The 15,729-nt window shown below is 67.7% G+C and carries 15 protein-coding genes and 1 pseudogene; 7 read left to right on the plus strand and 9 right to left on the minus strand.

The genetic code is table 11. The annotated features are described in order from the left end of the window. Positions 1-320 precede the first annotated feature (320 nt). On the plus strand, positions 321-674 hold the full coding sequence (locus tag OEJ36_RS30210) for a winged helix-turn-helix transcriptional regulator (RefSeq protein ID WP_263404633.1): 354 nt from the start codon (positions 321-323) through the stop codon (positions 672-674). A gap of 304 nt (positions 675-978) precedes the next feature. Here the strand turns inward: OEJ36_RS30210 and OEJ36_RS30785 are convergent, their stop codons facing one another. From OEJ36_RS30785 to OEJ36_RS30225, 4 genes and pseudogenes are all read right to left on the minus strand, one after another. Then, complete coding sequence (locus tag OEJ36_RS30785) at positions 979-1,743, minus strand: methyl-accepting chemotaxis protein (protein ID WP_410478798.1); 765 nt, start codon at positions 1,741-1,743, stop codon at positions 979-981. A 93-nt stretch (positions 1,744-1,836) separates the two neighbouring features. Continuing rightward, positions 1,837-2,871, minus strand: a pseudogene (locus OEJ36_RS30790) (cache domain-containing protein); the annotation flags it as partial. Positions 2,872-3,271: 400 nt separating this feature from the next. Further along, complete coding sequence (gene ald / locus OEJ36_RS30220) at positions 3,272-4,405, minus strand: alanine dehydrogenase (protein ID WP_263404635.1); 1,134 nt, start codon at positions 4,403-4,405, stop codon at positions 3,272-3,274. Between the two features lie 269 nt (positions 4,406-4,674). Then, on the minus strand, positions 4,675-6,096 hold the full coding sequence (locus OEJ36_RS30225) for a mechanosensitive ion channel domain-containing protein (protein WP_263404636.1): 1,422 nt from the start codon (positions 6,094-6,096) through the stop codon (positions 4,675-4,677). A 250-nt stretch (positions 6,097-6,346) separates the two neighbouring features. Between OEJ36_RS30225 and OEJ36_RS30230 the strand changes: the two genes are divergently transcribed. The 6 genes from OEJ36_RS30230 to OEJ36_RS30255 all read left to right on the plus strand — a co-directional run bounded on the left by OEJ36_RS30230 (position 6,347) and on the right by OEJ36_RS30255 (position 11,725). Further along, positions 6,347-6,781 (plus strand): DoxX family protein, encoded by a 435-nt coding sequence (locus tag OEJ36_RS30230; RefSeq protein ID WP_263404637.1) that lies wholly within the window; start codon positions 6,347-6,349, stop codon positions 6,779-6,781. Between the two features lie 49 nt (positions 6,782-6,830). Then, positions 6,831-7,397 carry an antibiotic biosynthesis monooxygenase gene (locus tag OEJ36_RS30235; protein ID WP_021217256.1) on the plus strand — a complete coding sequence of 189 codons (567 nt, stop codon included), beginning with the start codon at positions 6,831-6,833 and terminating at the stop codon, positions 7,395-7,397. 153 nt (positions 7,398-7,550) lie between these two features. After that, positions 7,551-9,389 carry an amidohydrolase gene (locus OEJ36_RS30240; RefSeq protein ID WP_263404641.1) on the plus strand — a complete coding sequence of 613 codons (1,839 nt, stop codon included), beginning with the start codon at positions 7,551-7,553 and terminating at the stop codon, positions 9,387-9,389. A 63-nt stretch (positions 9,390-9,452) separates the two neighbouring features. After that, on the plus strand, positions 9,453-10,070 hold the full coding sequence (gene ycaC, locus OEJ36_RS30245) for an isochorismate family cysteine hydrolase YcaC (RefSeq protein ID WP_263404638.1): 618 nt from the start codon (positions 9,453-9,455) through the stop codon (positions 10,068-10,070). Between the two features lie 124 nt (positions 10,071-10,194). Then, complete coding sequence (locus tag OEJ36_RS30250; RefSeq protein WP_263404639.1) at positions 10,195-11,031, plus strand: AraC family transcriptional regulator; 837 nt, start codon at positions 10,195-10,197, stop codon at positions 11,029-11,031. A 94-nt stretch (positions 11,032-11,125) separates the two neighbouring features. Continuing rightward, positions 11,126-11,725, plus strand: a complete 600-nt coding sequence (locus tag OEJ36_RS30255) for a LysE family translocator (RefSeq protein ID WP_263404640.1) — start codon at positions 11,126-11,128, stop codon at positions 11,723-11,725. A 231-nt stretch (positions 11,726-11,956) separates the two neighbouring features. On the opposite strand, the gene OEJ36_RS30260 is transcribed toward OEJ36_RS30255, so the two are convergent. From OEJ36_RS30260 to OEJ36_RS30280, 5 genes are read right to left on the minus strand one after another with little or no spacing between them, the layout of a single operon-like run. Beyond that, complete coding sequence (locus OEJ36_RS30260) at positions 11,957-12,478, minus strand: hypothetical protein (RefSeq protein WP_021217251.1); 522 nt, start codon at positions 12,476-12,478, stop codon at positions 11,957-11,959. Between the two features lie 14 nt (positions 12,479-12,492). Beyond that, positions 12,493-13,014, minus strand: a complete 522-nt coding sequence (locus OEJ36_RS30265) for a methylamine dehydrogenase light chain (protein ID WP_021217250.1) — start codon at positions 13,012-13,014, stop codon at positions 12,493-12,495. A 15-nt stretch (positions 13,015-13,029) separates the two neighbouring features. Beyond that, positions 13,030-13,647 carry a methylamine dehydrogenase accessory protein MauD gene (mauD, locus tag OEJ36_RS30270; protein ID WP_021217249.1) on the minus strand — a complete coding sequence of 206 codons (618 nt, stop codon included), beginning with the start codon at positions 13,645-13,647 and terminating at the stop codon, positions 13,030-13,032. 3 nt (positions 13,648-13,650) lie between these two features. Next, positions 13,651-14,190 carry a MauE/DoxX family redox-associated membrane protein gene (locus OEJ36_RS30275; RefSeq protein WP_021217248.1) on the minus strand — a complete coding sequence of 180 codons (540 nt, stop codon included), beginning with the start codon at positions 14,188-14,190 and terminating at the stop codon, positions 13,651-13,653. A gap of 10 nt (positions 14,191-14,200) precedes the next feature. Next, positions 14,201-15,346: an amine dehydrogenase large subunit gene (locus OEJ36_RS30280; protein WP_031286963.1), complete on the minus strand. Its 1,146-nt coding sequence runs from the start codon at positions 15,344-15,346 to the stop codon at positions 14,201-14,203. Between the last annotated feature and the right edge of the window lie 383 nt (positions 15,347-15,729).

Here is a 15,729-nt window from a genome sequence, read left to right on the forward strand (position 1 = left end):
AAGCATCACCAGAACTCGGCAATCAGCTGGGCCCAATTCTTCTAGCAACACTTAATGCAAACAGAGCCAATGAATTCGCTCCCACTGACGGCATCAGGCATCACCCGCCTACCACCCGAAATGTAAGTACTGGTGTTTTTGTGCGTGCGACTTGATCGAGGTCAGGGTGGGCTTTGGGCGATAAGCGCCCAATAGGGACGATTTCAGAAGCCTCGTACGGAGGAACAAGACAATGTCCTCAGATACCCACCCAGTGCCGCATCAGGGCGCGCTTGACGCCCGCAGCACAGTAAACGGCCTCAAAGCAGGATGCTGAGCCTATGAGCAGTTACGAGAAACACGGCAATCCGGGCCTGGATGCCGTCATGAAGGTGATCGGCGGCAAATGGAAGGCGCAGATCCTCTACAGCCTCGGCGACCAGACGCGTCGCTTCGGTGAGCTGCGCCGGCAGATCGGCGGCATCAGCGAAAAGATGCTGGTGCTGCAGCTGCGCGAGCTGGAGCTGGAAGGCCTGGTGCTGCGCCGCGACTACCAGCAGGTGCCGCCCCGGGTGGAATACCGCATCACCCCGCTGGGCGCCTCGCTGGTGGACGCGCTCAAGGTGCTCGATGACTGGGGCCAGCGCCATGGCGGGCAGATCGGCCTGCCGCCCCGGGTGATGGAGGACGAGTAGCGGCTCGCGGGTTTCACCCTCCCTACGGGGTTGGGCATCGCATGTAGGTCGGGTGCAACCCGACGCGCTTGCCGGAAACGCGGGCTTCAGCCAACCCACGGAGCTGTGCCGGGGTGAAGGTCGCTTTTTACCTCCACCAGGCGGAGTTTCAGGCCGGGTTTCGGTCCTTCTTGCACACCCCATCGCGAATGAATTCGCTCCCACAGGTTGAGCGTCGGATGTAGGTCGGGTGCAACCCGACGTGGTTACCCCCGAATGCAAACGGCCCCGCATGTGCGGGGCCGTCGTTCATCCGTCGGGTGCGTCAGATGCGGAAGCTGCCCACCAGGTGCTTCAGGCGTTCGGCCTGTTGCTCCAGGTCGGCGCAGGCGCGCAGGGTGGCCTGGAGGTTTTCCACGCCTTCCTGGTTGAGGGTGTTGATCTCGGTGATGTCCATGTTCAGGGCTTCGACCACCGAGGTCTGCTCCTCGGTGGCAGTGGCCACGGACTGGTTCATGCCGTCGATCTCGCCGATGCGCTGTGTCACGCTGGAGAGGCGCTCGCCGGCCAGGTTGGCGATTTCCACGCTCTGCTGGCTGTAGCGCTGGCTCTCGGTCATGGTGCCCACCGCTTCACGGGAGCCGACCTGCAGCTCTTCGATCATCTTGTGGATTTCCTGCGCCGACTCCTGGGTACGGTGGGCCAGGTTGCGCACCTCGTCCGCGACCACGGCGAAGCCACGGCCGGCTTCACCGGCGCGGGCGGCTTCGATGGCGGCGTTGAGCGCCAGCAGGTTGGTCTGCTCGGAGATGCCTTTGATCACGTCGAGGATCTGGCCGATGTTCACCGTCTTGCCGGCCAGGGTTTCGATCTGGGTGCTGGAGGCGCTGATCTTGGTGGACAGCTCGTGCATGGCGGTCAGGGTCTTGCCCACCACCTGCTTGCCTTCCTCGGCCAGCTCGCGGGCGTCGGAGGCCTGGTGCGAGGCGTCGGCGGCGTTGCGGGCGATCTCCTGGGCGGCAGCGCCCAGTTCGTTGATCGCGGCGGCGACGCTGTTGGTGCGCTGGGCCTGCTCGTCGGAGTTGTGCATCGAGGAGTTGGAGGCGTTGACCACCAGCTTGGCCACCTCGTTGACCTGGATGGTGGCCGAGGACACCTCGCGGATCGATGCGTGGATACGCGATACGAAGCGGTTGAAGGCCTGGGCCAGTTCGCCGAACTCGTCCTGGGAATGCACGTCCAGGCGGCGGGTCAGGTCGCCTTCGCCCTCGGCGATATCACCCATGGCGCGGCCCATCACCAGCAGCGGCTGCATCAGCACGCGGATCAGCATGCCCAGCAGGAAGAAGGTCACGACCACCGCGATGATGGTGGCGATGATGGCCGAGGTGCGGAACTCGCCGAGCATGGAGAAGGCGGCGTCCTGGTCCAGCACCAGGGCGATGTACCAGTCGGTGGACGGCACGCCCTCGATGGGGGTGAAGGAGATGAACTGGGTGCGGCCGTCCACTTCGATCTCGGAAACGCCCGGGCGGATCACCGGGGCGGCGCCGGGGTAGAGGTCGCTGAGGTTCTTGAGGATGTACTGGTTCTGCGGGTGCAGCAGCACCTTGCCCTGGGCGCTGACCAGGAAGGCGTGGCCGTTGCCCTTGAAGTTCAGCGAGTTGATCAGGCGGGTGATGCTGTCCAGGTCCATGTCGGCACCGGCGACGCCGACGAAGCGGCCATCGACGCGCACCGGGGTGGCGATGGTGATCACCAGCTTGCCCGAGGAGGCGGCGATGTAGGGCTCGGTGAGGATGGTGCCCTGGGCGGCGCTGGCAGCCTTGTACCAGCCACGCTGGCGCGGGTCGTAGTCGGACGGACGATTGCCGGCCGGTACCGAGAACATCAGGCCGTCTTCACCGCCGAAGTAGCTGAGCTGGAAGCGCTGGCCATACACCGGCAGGCCGATGGAACGCGCCAGTTGCTCCTTCTCGGTGCCGTTGGCAGCGACCTGCTGGCCGAGGGATTCGAGCAGCTGGATGCGGCCTTCGAGCCAGTTCTTGATGTTGCTGGTGGTGAGGGCGCCGAGGTCCTGCAGGGAGTTGTGCACGTCGGTGCGCAGGGTCTGGCGCTGGCGGTAATCGTTGAACAGCACGAAGCAGGCAAAAGCGGTGATCATCACCAGGGACGCTGCCAGGAGGATCTTGTGGCTGAACTTCAGGTTTTTGGGCATCGCAAGGGTATCCACGTGTTCTGGCAGCGGGTGTGCCTGTTATCGACAGCCGGGTTTTGCCAGGCTGCGGGATAGTCGTTACAGCGCGGAGTACGGGGTCGCCGTCTGGCCGCGAACACAGCCAGGGCCGGGCCGACGCACGAAGCGGGCCTTGGCTGGACGCTGTGAGGGTTCCGCAGGACGCGGAGAAGGGTCCGGGCGCCGTGGCGCTAAAGGACATGAGCCCGGGTTGCGGGCGTTGTATCTGCGGGCATTCCATCGCCGATCAGCCCGGCACGGGGACGCATGGCGCCGGGCGGTGCGCATGATGTCATTTTGGTTGTGACTGGTGAATCCCCCGCAGTCATATTTACAGCGCAAGGCGGACGGACGGGTGCAACCGGGTGCTACCCGTCCGGGCCTAGGCGTACTTCGCCAGGTCTTTCAGCAGCTCCGCCGGTGCCGTCCAGGGCAGGCTTTGGGCTTCGGCGACGCCGGCAATGGCCAGGCGGCCACGGGCGACGTTGAGGCCGTTGCGCAGGTGCGCGTCGTCCGCCAGGGCCTTGTACGCACCCTTGTTGGCCAGGGCGATGACGAAGGGCAGGGTGGCGTTGTTCAGCGCCAGGGTCGCGGTGCGCGCCACGGCGCCAGGCATGTTGGCCACGCAGTAATGCACCACGCCGTCGACCTTGTAGGTGGGCGCCGCGTGGGTGGTGGCGTGGGAGGTTTCCGCGCAGCCGCCCTGGTCGATGGCGACATCCACCAGCACCGCGCCTTCGGCCATCAGCGCCACCATCTCGGCGGTGATCAGTTTCGGCGCGGCGGCACCGGGCACCAGTACGCCGCCTATCACCAGGTCGGCGCCCAGCACCTGCTCGCGCAGGGCCGCGTGGGTGGAGCAGAGGGTGACGATGCGGTTGCCGTAGAGGGTGTCCAGGCGGCGCAGGGCATCGACGCTGCGGTCCAGCACGGTAACGTCGGCGCCCATCCCCACGGCCATGGCCACCGCATGGCTGCCGACCACCCCGGCGCCCAGCACCACCACCTTGCCCGGGGCCACCCCGGGCACCCCACCAAGCAGCACGCCGCGCCCGCCACGGGCCTTCTCCAGGCAGCTGGCGCCGGCCTGGATGGACATGCGCCCGGCCACTTCGGACATCGGCGCCAGCAGGGGCAGGCGGCCGAGGTGGTCGGTGACCGTCTCATAGGCGATACAGGTGGCGCCCGAGGCCATCAGTTCCTCGGTCTGCGGCCGGTCGGGGGCCAGGTGCAGGTAGGTGAACAGCGTCTGGTCCGAGCGCAGGCGCGAACGTTCGGTGGCCAGGGGCTCCTTGACCTTCACCAGCAGCTGCGCGGTGTAGAAGAGCTCGTCGGCGCTGGCGGCGATATGCGCGCCGGCCTCCTGGTAATCGGCGTCGCTGAAGCCGATGCCGGCGCCGGCGTGGGTCTCGATCCACACCTCGTGGCCGAGCCGGTGCAGCTCCGCGACCGATTGCGGGGTCAGCCCCACACGGTATTCGTGGTTCTTGATCTCCTTGGGCACGCCAATGCGCATGGCCATCTCCTCCAGTCGGGAAGGGTTCCTGTCTGGAGTGTAGAAAAGCTTGGCTAATTCGTAGGATGGGTAGAGCTACGCGAAACCCATCAACTTGCACGGTGGGCGCGAATCCATAGGTGATTCGCGACGCCGACAGGGGCAGAACGTAGGGCGGGTGAAACCCGCGTGGCCGGTATTCGTGTTGCGATTTGCAGGGCGTCCTGCAACTCCGCGTGATGGGTTTCGCTGTGCTCTACCCATCCTACGGGTTACGTGCAGCCCTCTGTCTACGGCTTGCGCAACCACTGCAGGAAGCCACCCTTGCGCAGGGCGGTGGGCTTTTGCAGCAGCAGGGAGTGGCTGGCCTGCTCGCGGAAGGCATGCAGGCGGTTGAGCGCGGTGCGGATTTCGCTGCGCTGCTCCAGGCAGGTGCGGATGTTGTCGCGGTCGATGCGGTACAGGCGGCAGGAGGTGAGGGCGGTGAAACGGGCCCGGGAGGGTGTGTCGTCGATGATGCCTTCCTCGCCCATGATCTCGCCCGGGCCCATGCGTCCGGCCTCGACCCAGGCATCGCCGTCGGGTACCGCCGCCGAGACCACGCCGGTGCCGATCACCAGCAGGTGCTCGGCCACTTCGCCAACGTTGAGCACCACCTGGCCGGCCAGGTAGTCGCGAGCCTCCATGGCCTGGGCGATCAGGTCCTTCTCCTCGTTGCCCAGGGCACGGAAGATCTTCACCTCGTCCAGCAGCAGGCGCTGGCGCGGCTGGGGCAGGGCGTCGGCGTTCCACACCACGCCGCTGGCCTCCAGGTGGCGGTGGGCGAGGTCGAACATCAGGTTGCGCACTTCCACCTTGCTGGTCTTCGGGCCGATGAAGCCGCTGGCCTCGTAGACATTGACCGAGGCGCCGGCGCTCTTGATCGAGACTTTCGGTGCAGGGGAACTGAGCAGCGCGCTGCAGCCCTGCAGGGTCTTCTCCAGGGCATCCAGCACCCGGCGCGGGCGCACGCTGGCCGGCACTTCCAGGCTGATGGCCACCCCGTGGGCGTCGTTGGGGCGGCTGCTGTTGATGATCTTCGCCTTGGCCGCCACCGAGTTGGGGATCACCGCCGTGCTGCCCTGGCCGGTGAGCAGGTGGGTGGCGCGCCAGTCGATTTCGATGACCTTGCCCTCGGTGCCGTCGATGGAGATCCAGTCATCCAGCTGATAGGGCTTGGTGGTGTTGAGGATGATCCCGGAGAACACGTCCGCCATGGTGCTCTGCAACGCCAGGCCGACGATGATCGCCATGGCGCCGGAGGTGGCCAGCAGGCCCTTGACCGGCAGCTGCATCACGTAGCCGGCGGCGGCGACTATGGCCACGAGGAAGATCACCGCGCCCATCACGTCCTGCAGCAGGCGCCCGGTGTGGCCGTTGCGCGAGATCAGCAGCAGGCCCAGCACCACGGTGAGGGTGCGCGCGCAGTACAGCCACCAGACGATCTCCAGCACCGTGGCGGTGAGCGCCTGGGCGGTGTCGGCACCGGGCGGCGGCAGCAGCGGGCTGAGCCCGGCACCGATGATCAGCGCGCTGTAGGCGAGGAACAGCCCCAGGCGTGCCAGCACCCGCCAGGCCGGCGGGTTGGCCGGCAGCAGGCGCCAGAGGACCAGATCGATGAGCACCAGGGCGACGCCGAAGATCAGCGGGTAGTTCTGCAGCAGGTCGGGCATTCGCGGGGGCCTCGGGGCGGTGGCGATGGGGGGGCGCGCAAGCATCTCGCTGGCACGCGCCCGGCGCAAGAGGGGCGGTCACGGCTGTGCATTCTGGCCCAGCGCGCGCCGTTCGCCACCCCCTGAGTGTGCCGGAATAGACGCTTTGGCCATCGCCAGGGCACATCGGCGCCAAGCCAGCACATGCATACAAGTCGATCCCGGCCGGGCACGGCACCATGGCCGTCAACAACCCGACCGGAGCGACACCATGGCCAACGCCACGACACTGCCGCCGGCTGGCGCGAGCGACTGGGGGCTGCTGTTCCTGCGTGCCGGCGGCGCGCTCCTGCTGCTCTGGGTGCATGGCCTGCCCAAGCTGCTCGGTTTCAGCCAGGAGCTGAAACTGATCGAAGACCCGCTGCACCTGGGCGCGATGCCGACGCTGCTGCTGGCGATCTTCGCCGAGGTGGCCTGCCCGCTGGCGATCCTCTGTGGCGCCCTGGTGCGCCTGGCCTGCCTGCCGATCCTGGCGGTGCTGCTGGTCTCGCTGCTGCTGGTGCACCCGGAATGGTCCGTCGCCGAAGGCCAGTTCGCCTGGTTGCTGCTGGTCATCTTCACCACCTTGCTGATCAGCGGCCCCGGCTCGCTCGCCTGGCCCGTGCCGCGTTTCGGCGGGTACAGCGCAACGGCGCTGCTACGCTGAATTTCCCGGCGCCGGCCGCCGGCGCTCAACCTCTCGACAGGAGCTGGACATGCCCGATGAACTCACGCGGGAAGTCGTCACCCTGCTGGTACGCCACCGTATCCGCGCGGGCAGCGAGGCCGCTTACGAAGCCTGGCTGCGCCGCACCATCACCACTGCACGGGGCTACCCGGGCCACCTGGGCATCGACGTGATGCGCGGCCACGAGGCCGGCCTGGCGCTGTTCACTTGCGTGCTGCGCTTCGCCAGCACCGGGCAACTGCAGGACTGGCTCGACTCCACCGAGCGCCGCGCGCTGATCGCCGAAGCCGAGCCGCTGCTGGCCGACGGCGACCGCATCGAGGTGCAGGATGAGCGCGAATTCTGGTTCACCCCGCAGGCACCGGATGCGCCCCAGCCGCCGCGCTGGAAGCAGGCCTGCGTCACCTTCCTGGTGATCCTGCCGCTGAGCCTGCTGGTGCCGCTGCTCTGGCAGCCGGCCTTCGCCCGCCTGCCCTGGCTGGGCAGCTACCTGGGCAGCAACCTGGTGATCACCGCCAGCATCGTGCTGCTGGTGGTGTACCTCTTCATGCCCCGCGCCACCCGGCTGTTCGCCGGCTGGCTCAACGCCCGCTGACCGGAGAACCCCATGGACAACGACGACACCAACCAGGGCCGCCGCCGCTTCCTCGCCAACAGCTCCCTGCTGGGCGCCGCGGGCGCGCTGTGGTCCGCCCTGCCTTTCGCCGGCATGCCCGGCGCCTCTTTCGCCGCCACTTCGGGAACTGACATGAAAGCCGACCTCATCCTCTTCAACGGCCGCCTGCACACGGTGGACCGCGACAACCCCAGCGCCACGGCCGTGGCCATCAAGGACGGCCGCTTCATCGCCGTCGGCAGCGACGCCGAGGCCATGGCCCTGCGCGGTGACGCCACCCGCGTCGTCGACCTGAAGAAGCGCAGCGTCATCCCCGGCCTCAACGACTCGCACCTGCACCTCATCCGTGGCGGCCTCAACTACAACCTGGAGCTGCGCTGGGAGGGCGTGCCGTCCCTGGCCGACGCCCTGCGCATGCTCAAGGAGCAGGCCGACCGCACGCCGACGCCGCAATGGGTGCGGGTGGTCGGCGGCTGGAACGAATTCCAGTTCGCCGAGAAGCGCATGCCGACCATCGAGGAGCTGAACAAGGCCGCGCCGGACACCCCGGTGTTCGTGCTCCACCTCTACGACCGCGCGCTGCTCAACCGCGCCGCGCTCAAGGTGGTCGGCTACACCAAGGACACGCCCAACCCGCCGGGCGGCGAAATCGTCCGCGACAGCCGTGGCGAGCCCACCGGCATGCTGGTGGCCCGCCCCAACGCGATGATCCTCTACTCGACCCTGAGCAAGGGGCCGAAGCTGCCGCTGGACTACCAGGTCAACTCCACCCGCCAGTTCATGCGCGAGCTCAACCGCCTGGGCATCACCAGCGCCATCGACGCCGGTGGCGGCTACCAGAACTACCCCGAGGACTACCAGGTGATCGAGCAGCTGGCCAAGGCCGACCAGCTCACCGTGCGCATCGCCTACAACCTGTTCACCCAGAAGCCCAAGGAAGAGCTGGAAGACTTCAAGCGCTGGACTGGCTCGGTGAAATACGGCCAGGGCAACGACTTCCTCCGCCACAACGGCGCCGGCGAGATGCTGGTGTTCTCCGCCGCCGACTTCGAGGACTTCCTCGAACCGCGCCCGGACCTGCCGCAGACCATGGAGCAGGAGCTGGAGCCGGTGGTGCGCCACCTGGTGGAGCAGCGCTGGCCCTTCCGCCTGCACGCCACCTATGACGAATCCATCTCGCGCATGCTCGACGTGTTCGAGAAGGTCAACCGCGACATCCCCTTCAACGGCCTGCCCTGGTTCTTCGACCACGCCGAGACCATCACGCCGAAGAACATCGAGCGCGTGCGGGCCCTGGGCGGCGGCATCGCCATCCAGGACCGCATGGCCTTCCAGGGCGAATACTTCGTCGAGCGCTACGGCTCCAAGGCCGCCGAGAAGACCCCGCCGATCCAGCGCATGCTCGCCGAGGGCGTGCCGGTGGGCGCCGGCACCGACGCCACCCGCGTGTCCAGCTACAACCCCTGGACCTCGCTCTACTGGCTGGTCAGCGGCCGCACCGTCGGCGGCCTGGAGCTGTACCCCCAGGGCCTGAGCCGCGCCACCGCGCTGGAGCTGTTCACCCACGGCAGCGCCTGGTTCTCCTCGGAGCAGGGTAAGAAGGGCCAGATCAAGGTGGGCCAGCTGGCCGACCTGGTGGCGCTCTCGGCGGACTTCTTCAGCGTCGAGGAAGAAGCCATCAAGTGGATCGAGTCCGTGCTCACGGTGGTGGACGGCAAGGTGGTGCACGCCGCCGCCGAGTTCGACGACCTGGCGCCGCCGACCGTGCCGGTGCTGCCGGACTGGTCGCCGGTGGCCAAGGTGCCCGGGCACTGGCGCCCCAGCGCGCCGCTGGTGGCCCAGGTACACCAGTGCGTCGGCCCGTGCGGCGTGCATGCCCACAGCCATGAGCGGGCGCGCCTTTCCAGCGTGCCGGTGAGCGACTTCCAGGGCTTCTGGGGCGCCTTCGGCTGCTCCTGTTTCGCCTTCTGACCACCCCGAATCCCTTCCGCCGGCCCACCAGGCCGGCGCCCAACCGAAGCAAGGAGCAATGCCATGGCTTACCGCTATAACCGCCTCGACAAGGACAACGCCGTCGTTCTGCTGGTCGACCACCAGGCCGGCCTGCTGTCGCTGGTGCGCGACTTCACCCCCGACGAGTTCAAGAACAACGTGCTGGCCCTGGCCGACATCGCCAAGTTCTTCAACCTGCCGACCATCCTCACCACCAGCTTCGAGAACGGCCCCAACGGCCCCATCGTGCCGGAGCTCAAGGCCCTGTTCCCGGACGCGCCCTACATCCCGCGCCCCGGCCAGATCAACGCCTGGGACAACGCCGATTTCGTCAACGCGGTGAAGGCCACCGGCCGCAAGCAGCTGATCATCGCCGGCGTGGTGACCGACGTCTGCGTGGCGTTCCCGACCCTGTCGGCGCTGGAGGAGGGCTTCGATGTGTTCGTCGTCACCGACGCCTCCGGCACCTTCAACCCGGTGGTGCGCGACGCCGCGCTGGATCGCATGAGCCAGGCCGGTGCCCAGCTGATGAACTGGTTCAGCGTCGGCTGCGAGCTGCACCGTGACTGGCGCAACGACATCGAAGGCTTCGGCGGCATCCTCGGCGGCCACCTGCCGGCCTACGCCAACCTGATCCAGAGCTACAGCCAGAAGTCCTGATCCACGGGCGGCCCCGCAAGGGGCCGTTTCTGCACAAATCTTCCAGACGCGTTTTTCCGACGACGGATAATGGCCTTTCACCCGCGCCCGGTGCAGGCTTGCACCCTGGCCTTTGGAGAGCCCCGTGGAAAACCGCAACTGGATCGATCTCGCGCAGGACGGTGACACGGGCATCGAGACCATCCGCGCCCATTTCCAGGGCCACGCCTACGACCCCCATTGGCACGACAGCTACCTGGTGGGCGTCACCGAGCAGGGCGTGCAGCAGTTCAACTGCCGGCGCCGGCGCAACGTCAGCACACCGGGGCAGGTGTTCCTGCTGGAACCGGGCGAGATCCATGACGGCCACGCGCCCACCGCCGACGGCTTCACCTATTCCATGCTCTACCTCGACCCGCACTGGGTGGCGCGCGAGATGCACGCGCTGTTCGAGGACGCGCCGGCCGGCTGCCAGCCGAGCTTCGCCGACACCCTGGCCCACGACCCGACGCTGGCCCATGCCACCCTGCAGGCCTTCCACGCCCTGCATGGCAACGAGGTGCGCATGCTGCGCCAGGCCGCCATCGACCACCTGCTGGCGAAGATGACCGGGCACCTGCACTGGCGCCTGCGCCAGCAACAGGACCCGCGCCTGCCCCGGGTGGCGCTGCGCGCGCGGGACTACCTGCACTCGCATCTGGACGAGGAGATCGGCCTGGACGACCTGGCCCGCGCCACCGGCGTCGACCGCTTCCGCCTCACCCGCGCCTTCAAGGCCGCCTTCGGCCTGGCACCCCACGCCTACCTGATCCAGCTGCGCCTGGCCCGCGCTCGCACCCTGCTGGCCCGGGGCGACACGCCGGCGCAGGTCGCCAGCGCCCTCGGCTTCGCCGACCAGAGCCACCTCGGGCGCTGGTTCCGCCGTGCCTACCGGCTGACCCCGGCGGACTACCGCAAGCGCTGCTCAAAGCTTCCAGACTGAGCCGGGCGCGGCGGTGACCATGGGGCTCGTCTTCACAGGAGCCCTTGCCGATGTCCGTTTCCCTTTCTCTTCACCCTCGTTGCGGGGGCTGACCATGGAACAGTTGCTGCCTTTCCTGCTGTTCGCCTTCGTCGCCTCCATCACCCCCGGGCCCACCAATATCCTGGTGCTCAGCAACGCCTCGCGCTTCGGCCTGGGCGCCGCGCTGCCCATCGTCCTCGGCGCCTGTTCCGCCGCGGCAGCCATCGTGCTGCTGGTGGGGCTGGGCCTGGGCGAGGCGCTGGCCAGCCACCCCGTGCTGCAACGGGCCATGGCCTGGGCCGGCATCGCCTGGCTGAGCTGGCTGGCCTGGCAGATCTTCCGCAGCGAGGCGCGTTCGCTGGACGACCCGGCCGACCCCGACACGCGCCTCGGCCTGGCCGGTGCCATCGGCCTGCAACTGGTCAACCCCAAGGTGTGGATGATGGCCCTGGCGGTGGTTGGCGTATTCGCCGGGGAGGGCGCCGACAAGGCCGCGCGGGTGGTGACGCTGTCCCTGGCCTTCCTGCTGGTCTCCATCCCCTGCATGGGCGTCTGGGCACTGCTCGGCTTCGGCAGCGCCCGCCTGTGGCGCAGCGCCGCCGCGCAAAAACGCTTCAACCAGGCCATGGCCCTGCTGCTCCTGGCCTCCGCCTGGCTCAGCCTGGTGGTCTAGCCCCGCATTGTCGGGTACGCCGGCACGATGCCCCACACGGCACCTGTAGGGGCGAATTCATTCGCCCATCGGCCTCGCCGCGGATTTCCCTGTGGGAGCGGCTTCAGCCGCGAAAGACTCCCCGCCGGCACCTTGCTGCGAGTGAGCAGGCACTCCATCGGCTCCCACACCGGGCCACCGCAGCCCAATAAAAAGCCCGCCATGAAGGCAGGCTCGAAGGGGGCAGGGCGCTCAGTAGTCCATGCCGTCCTCGATGGGGATGCCCTGCTGGCGCATCCGCTCGATCAGCTCGGCGCGGGTGCCGGGCAGGTTGAGCATGCTGACCTTGCGCAGGCGGGCGACTTCCTCGGTGCTGTAGGGCTCGTAGCGGGCGGGCATGCTCTTGCCGGCCATGCCGTCCTCGCGCATCAGCCAGTTGAGCAGGTCGGCCAGTTGCGCGTCGTTGAGCGCGGACTGGGACATGCCCGGCACCCGCACGAGGAACTCGCGACCGCCCTTGACCTTGAGGAAGTTGCCGACGAAACCCTTCATCCGGGGCGTGTCGTTGGCCTTGGAACCGGTGCCGTCGCCCAGGTGGCAGCCGGCGCATTGCAGCTGGTAGTTCACCGGGGTGCTGTAGCCCGCCTGGGAGATGGGCTTCTGCTCGGCCTCGTTGCCGGGCGCGGCCCGCTGGTGCGGGTCGGGGATCGCCCGGGCGAAAGCCGGCGGGGCTGCCATGGCGCAGGCCAGCGTGACGATGAACAGTGCTCGCATGACAACCCCTCCGTTCATATCGCCACGCCGCGGATCACCGAGATGGTGCAGTGGTAGATGTGCGACTTGGCGGCCAGGCACCAGTTCACGTCGTTGTTGTTGAAGGGACGGTAGGCCGGCTCCTCGCTGTCGTTGCGGGTACAGGCGCACTGGGCGCAGCTGTGCTTACCGCAGCAGTCGTTGTAGGAAATGATGTAGTCCTTGCCGTCCGCCGGGTTGCGGCAGGTGCCGATCCAGGTCACCTGGGACACCTCGGTGCCCGGCGGGCAGGAGGTGACGGTGCCGCCGCAGCAGCTGCACAGAAAGCCGTCGATGGAGCAGTAGCGCCAGTAGTCGCAGCTGGTGGGGTCGCCCGGGTCGCCGGCCTGGGGCGCCTCGGCAGCCAGGGCCTTGGCGGTGCGGTCGATGGGCAGCAGCACTGGCAGCGCGGCGCCGGCCACCATCAGCGAGCCGAAGCGGGCCAGCAGCTTGCGCCGCGAGGTGGTGTCGGCAACGTGCCGGGCGGAGCGTTCGAACAGGAGATCGAGCAGTTTCATGGAAGTCTCCCTTCCTTATTGTTGTGCGGAGTGCGAGTGGCCATGGGCATGGCCAGCGTGCAGGTACTGCTGCAGGGTCGCGCTGCCCAGGTGCTCGGTCTCGAACAGGCTGTCCAGATGCTCGCGGGAATTGACCAGGCCCTTGGCGCGCAGCGTGCCGGCCTTGTCGATCAGCGCGGCGTAGGGGAGCTTGCCGATCTGGTAGGTCATGCCCACTTCCGGGCCGACCACGTAGGTGGCGTCTTCCAGCTTGAACTCGCGGATCAGCGCGGCCTGGGCATCCATGTCGCCATCGCTGACGTAGATCACCTCCAGGCGGTCGGCCTGTTCCTTGGCGATGGAGCGGATGGCCGGCAGCAGCGACTTGCAGATGGGGCAGGTGGGCGAGAGGAAGAACAGCAGCTGGCTCTTCTCGCCGGCGTAGCCGAAGTTCACGGGGCGGCCGCTGCGGTCGGCTGCGGTCACCTTGGGTGCGGCGTCACCGACGGCGACGCCCTTGTCCATCATCAGCGCGCCGGCCGGGGCCAGGCGGGCATGGAGCACGCCGATCTGGCGCACCAGGCCCATCACGGCGAAGGCCAGGGCGAGCAGCAGGCACCAGAGCAGGATGTTGGAAACGATCAGGCCTTCCATATTTCACCTTCCAATGAGTTTGAGCAGACGGGGGCTGTTGGCCAGCAGGCCATCGGCCGCGGCATAGATGAGCAGGGCGACGGCGGCCGCGGCGATCACCACGAAGCCGTCGAAGGCGCCCAGTTCACGGGCGCCGGGGGTGAGGGTGGCGACCAGCGCCAGGGCCACCAGCACCGCGTTGCGCAGCAGCAGCTGCGGGCGGATGGGCTGGGACTGGTCCGGGCCGGAGCAGCCGCAATCGATGTCGCGACGGCCGCGCCACAGGTTCAGGCCGATGGCGCCGGCATAGGCGGCCAGCAGCAGGGCCGCGCCGAGGGCGGCGAGGCTGCGGCTGGCGGGCACCAGCAGGGCGAAGGCCAGGGCCACCTCCAGCAGCGGCAGCAGCCGGGCGAAGGGCTTGAGCAGCACCTTCGGCAGCAACTGGTAAGCCTCCACCTGGTCGCGGAACCGGGCCGGTGCGCGCAACTTGTGGGTCGCGGCGCTGGCCAGGATCACCGCGACGGCGAGGGCGCTGGCGATGACGAAGATCGGGTCGCTGTACATGGCGGACCTCCTAGTGGCTGAGGATCTGGATCGGCGTCTTGGCGATCTTTTCCATGGTGCCGGTGTGCTTGCCGCTGGCCAGGTCGAAGACTTCCAGGCCGCCGGTGATGTTGGTGCCCAGCAGCAACGGCTTGTCGTCGTTGGTGGCGGCCAGGCTCCAGATCGGGTTGGGCGCTTCCAGGGTGGCGACCTTCTTGCCGGTCTTCAGGTCGTAGACCCAGACGAAGGGGCTCGGGTCTTCCCATTTCATCGGCTCGTGGGCGTCGTGCATCAGCACGTACAGGCGGTTGAGCTTGGGCGCCACCGCCAGCAGCTGCCAGCCACCCGGTGCCCAGCCGGCCTTGCGCTCGGCCTCGGTGGTCAGCGACCAGGGCTCGAGGAATTTCGGCTTGTCGCCGGAAACGTCCACGCCGCGCACGGTGCCGGTGGTGGTGGTGAAGTAGTAGGTGTCGCCCAGGGCGATGCCGCGCTCCACCAGCTTCTCGGCGTTGGGGTCGAAGAAGGCGGTCTGGGTGCGCGCCACTTCCTTGCCGTTGTCGTCGAGCTTGATCACCTGCAGCTTGCCGTCGCCGCACAGCGAGGCGAAGGCGCGCTTGCCCACCGGGTAGTTGAGCACGCAACCGGGGATGGCGATCTCGGCGGTCACCGCCTTGGCCTGGGTGTCGACCACGGTGACCGAAGTGGACGGGGTGAAGTTGTAGACGTACACGAAGCGGTCGTCGCTGCTGGTGCCCAGGGAGTAGCGCTGGGTGAGCATCTCGGCGCGCTTGGTGGGGATCAGCACTTCCCAGGACGGCGACAGGGTGGAGGTGTCCCAGGCGGTCAGCACATCGGTGCGGGTGCCACGGGTGCCGCGCGAATAGAACAGGTCGGCGGTGTACAGGCGCTTGCCGTCACGGCTCAGGGTCGAGGGCGCGGCGAAGCCGGTGCTGACCATGCCGAGCATCTTCTTCTTCTCCGGGTCCACCACCGTCACGCGGCCGGCGACGAAGTTCTCGAACTCGACGTCGACGATGTAGGCGCGGTGCGGCTCCGGCGGGAAGGGCAAGGTCACCTGGCCGATGGTGTCGGCGGGAAGGTCCGCATGGGCGTTCAGCCCCGCCAGCGACAAGCCGAGGCTCAGCGCTGAGTGGACGAGGATCCTGTTTATTCGCATTAGGGGGGCTCCCTGAATTATTGGTCTGGCGGATCGCGGTGCATTGGCAGATTTCTGCAGTCCCAGTCTGCCTCGTGGCTGCGCCAGGGAAATTGCTCTGTCTGCCAACCCGTTGTCTGCCTGTGCCAGCCATTGTGCCGCCGTGCCAGGGGCTTGCGTACAGGCACAGCGGGCAGGGGAAAGTGTAGTGCCGGCGAAGCGGGTTTCACCCGCCCTGCGGGCTGTGTCGGATGGAGGGTGGAGGTTGCTTTTTTCCTCCACCGCATGGGTTTCGCTTCGCTCTACACCATCCTACGAAAGCCCGTGCGCACCAGGTGGCGATGCGTTTGACGAAGAAAGTTGGAGCAGCCACCAACGCCCCTCCAGGAGGCCGAACGCAGTCG

The organism is Pseudomonas sp. PDM13 (genome assembly GCF_025685765.1).
Lineage (GTDB): Bacteria > Pseudomonadota > Gammaproteobacteria > Pseudomonadales > Pseudomonadaceae > Metapseudomonas > Metapseudomonas solani.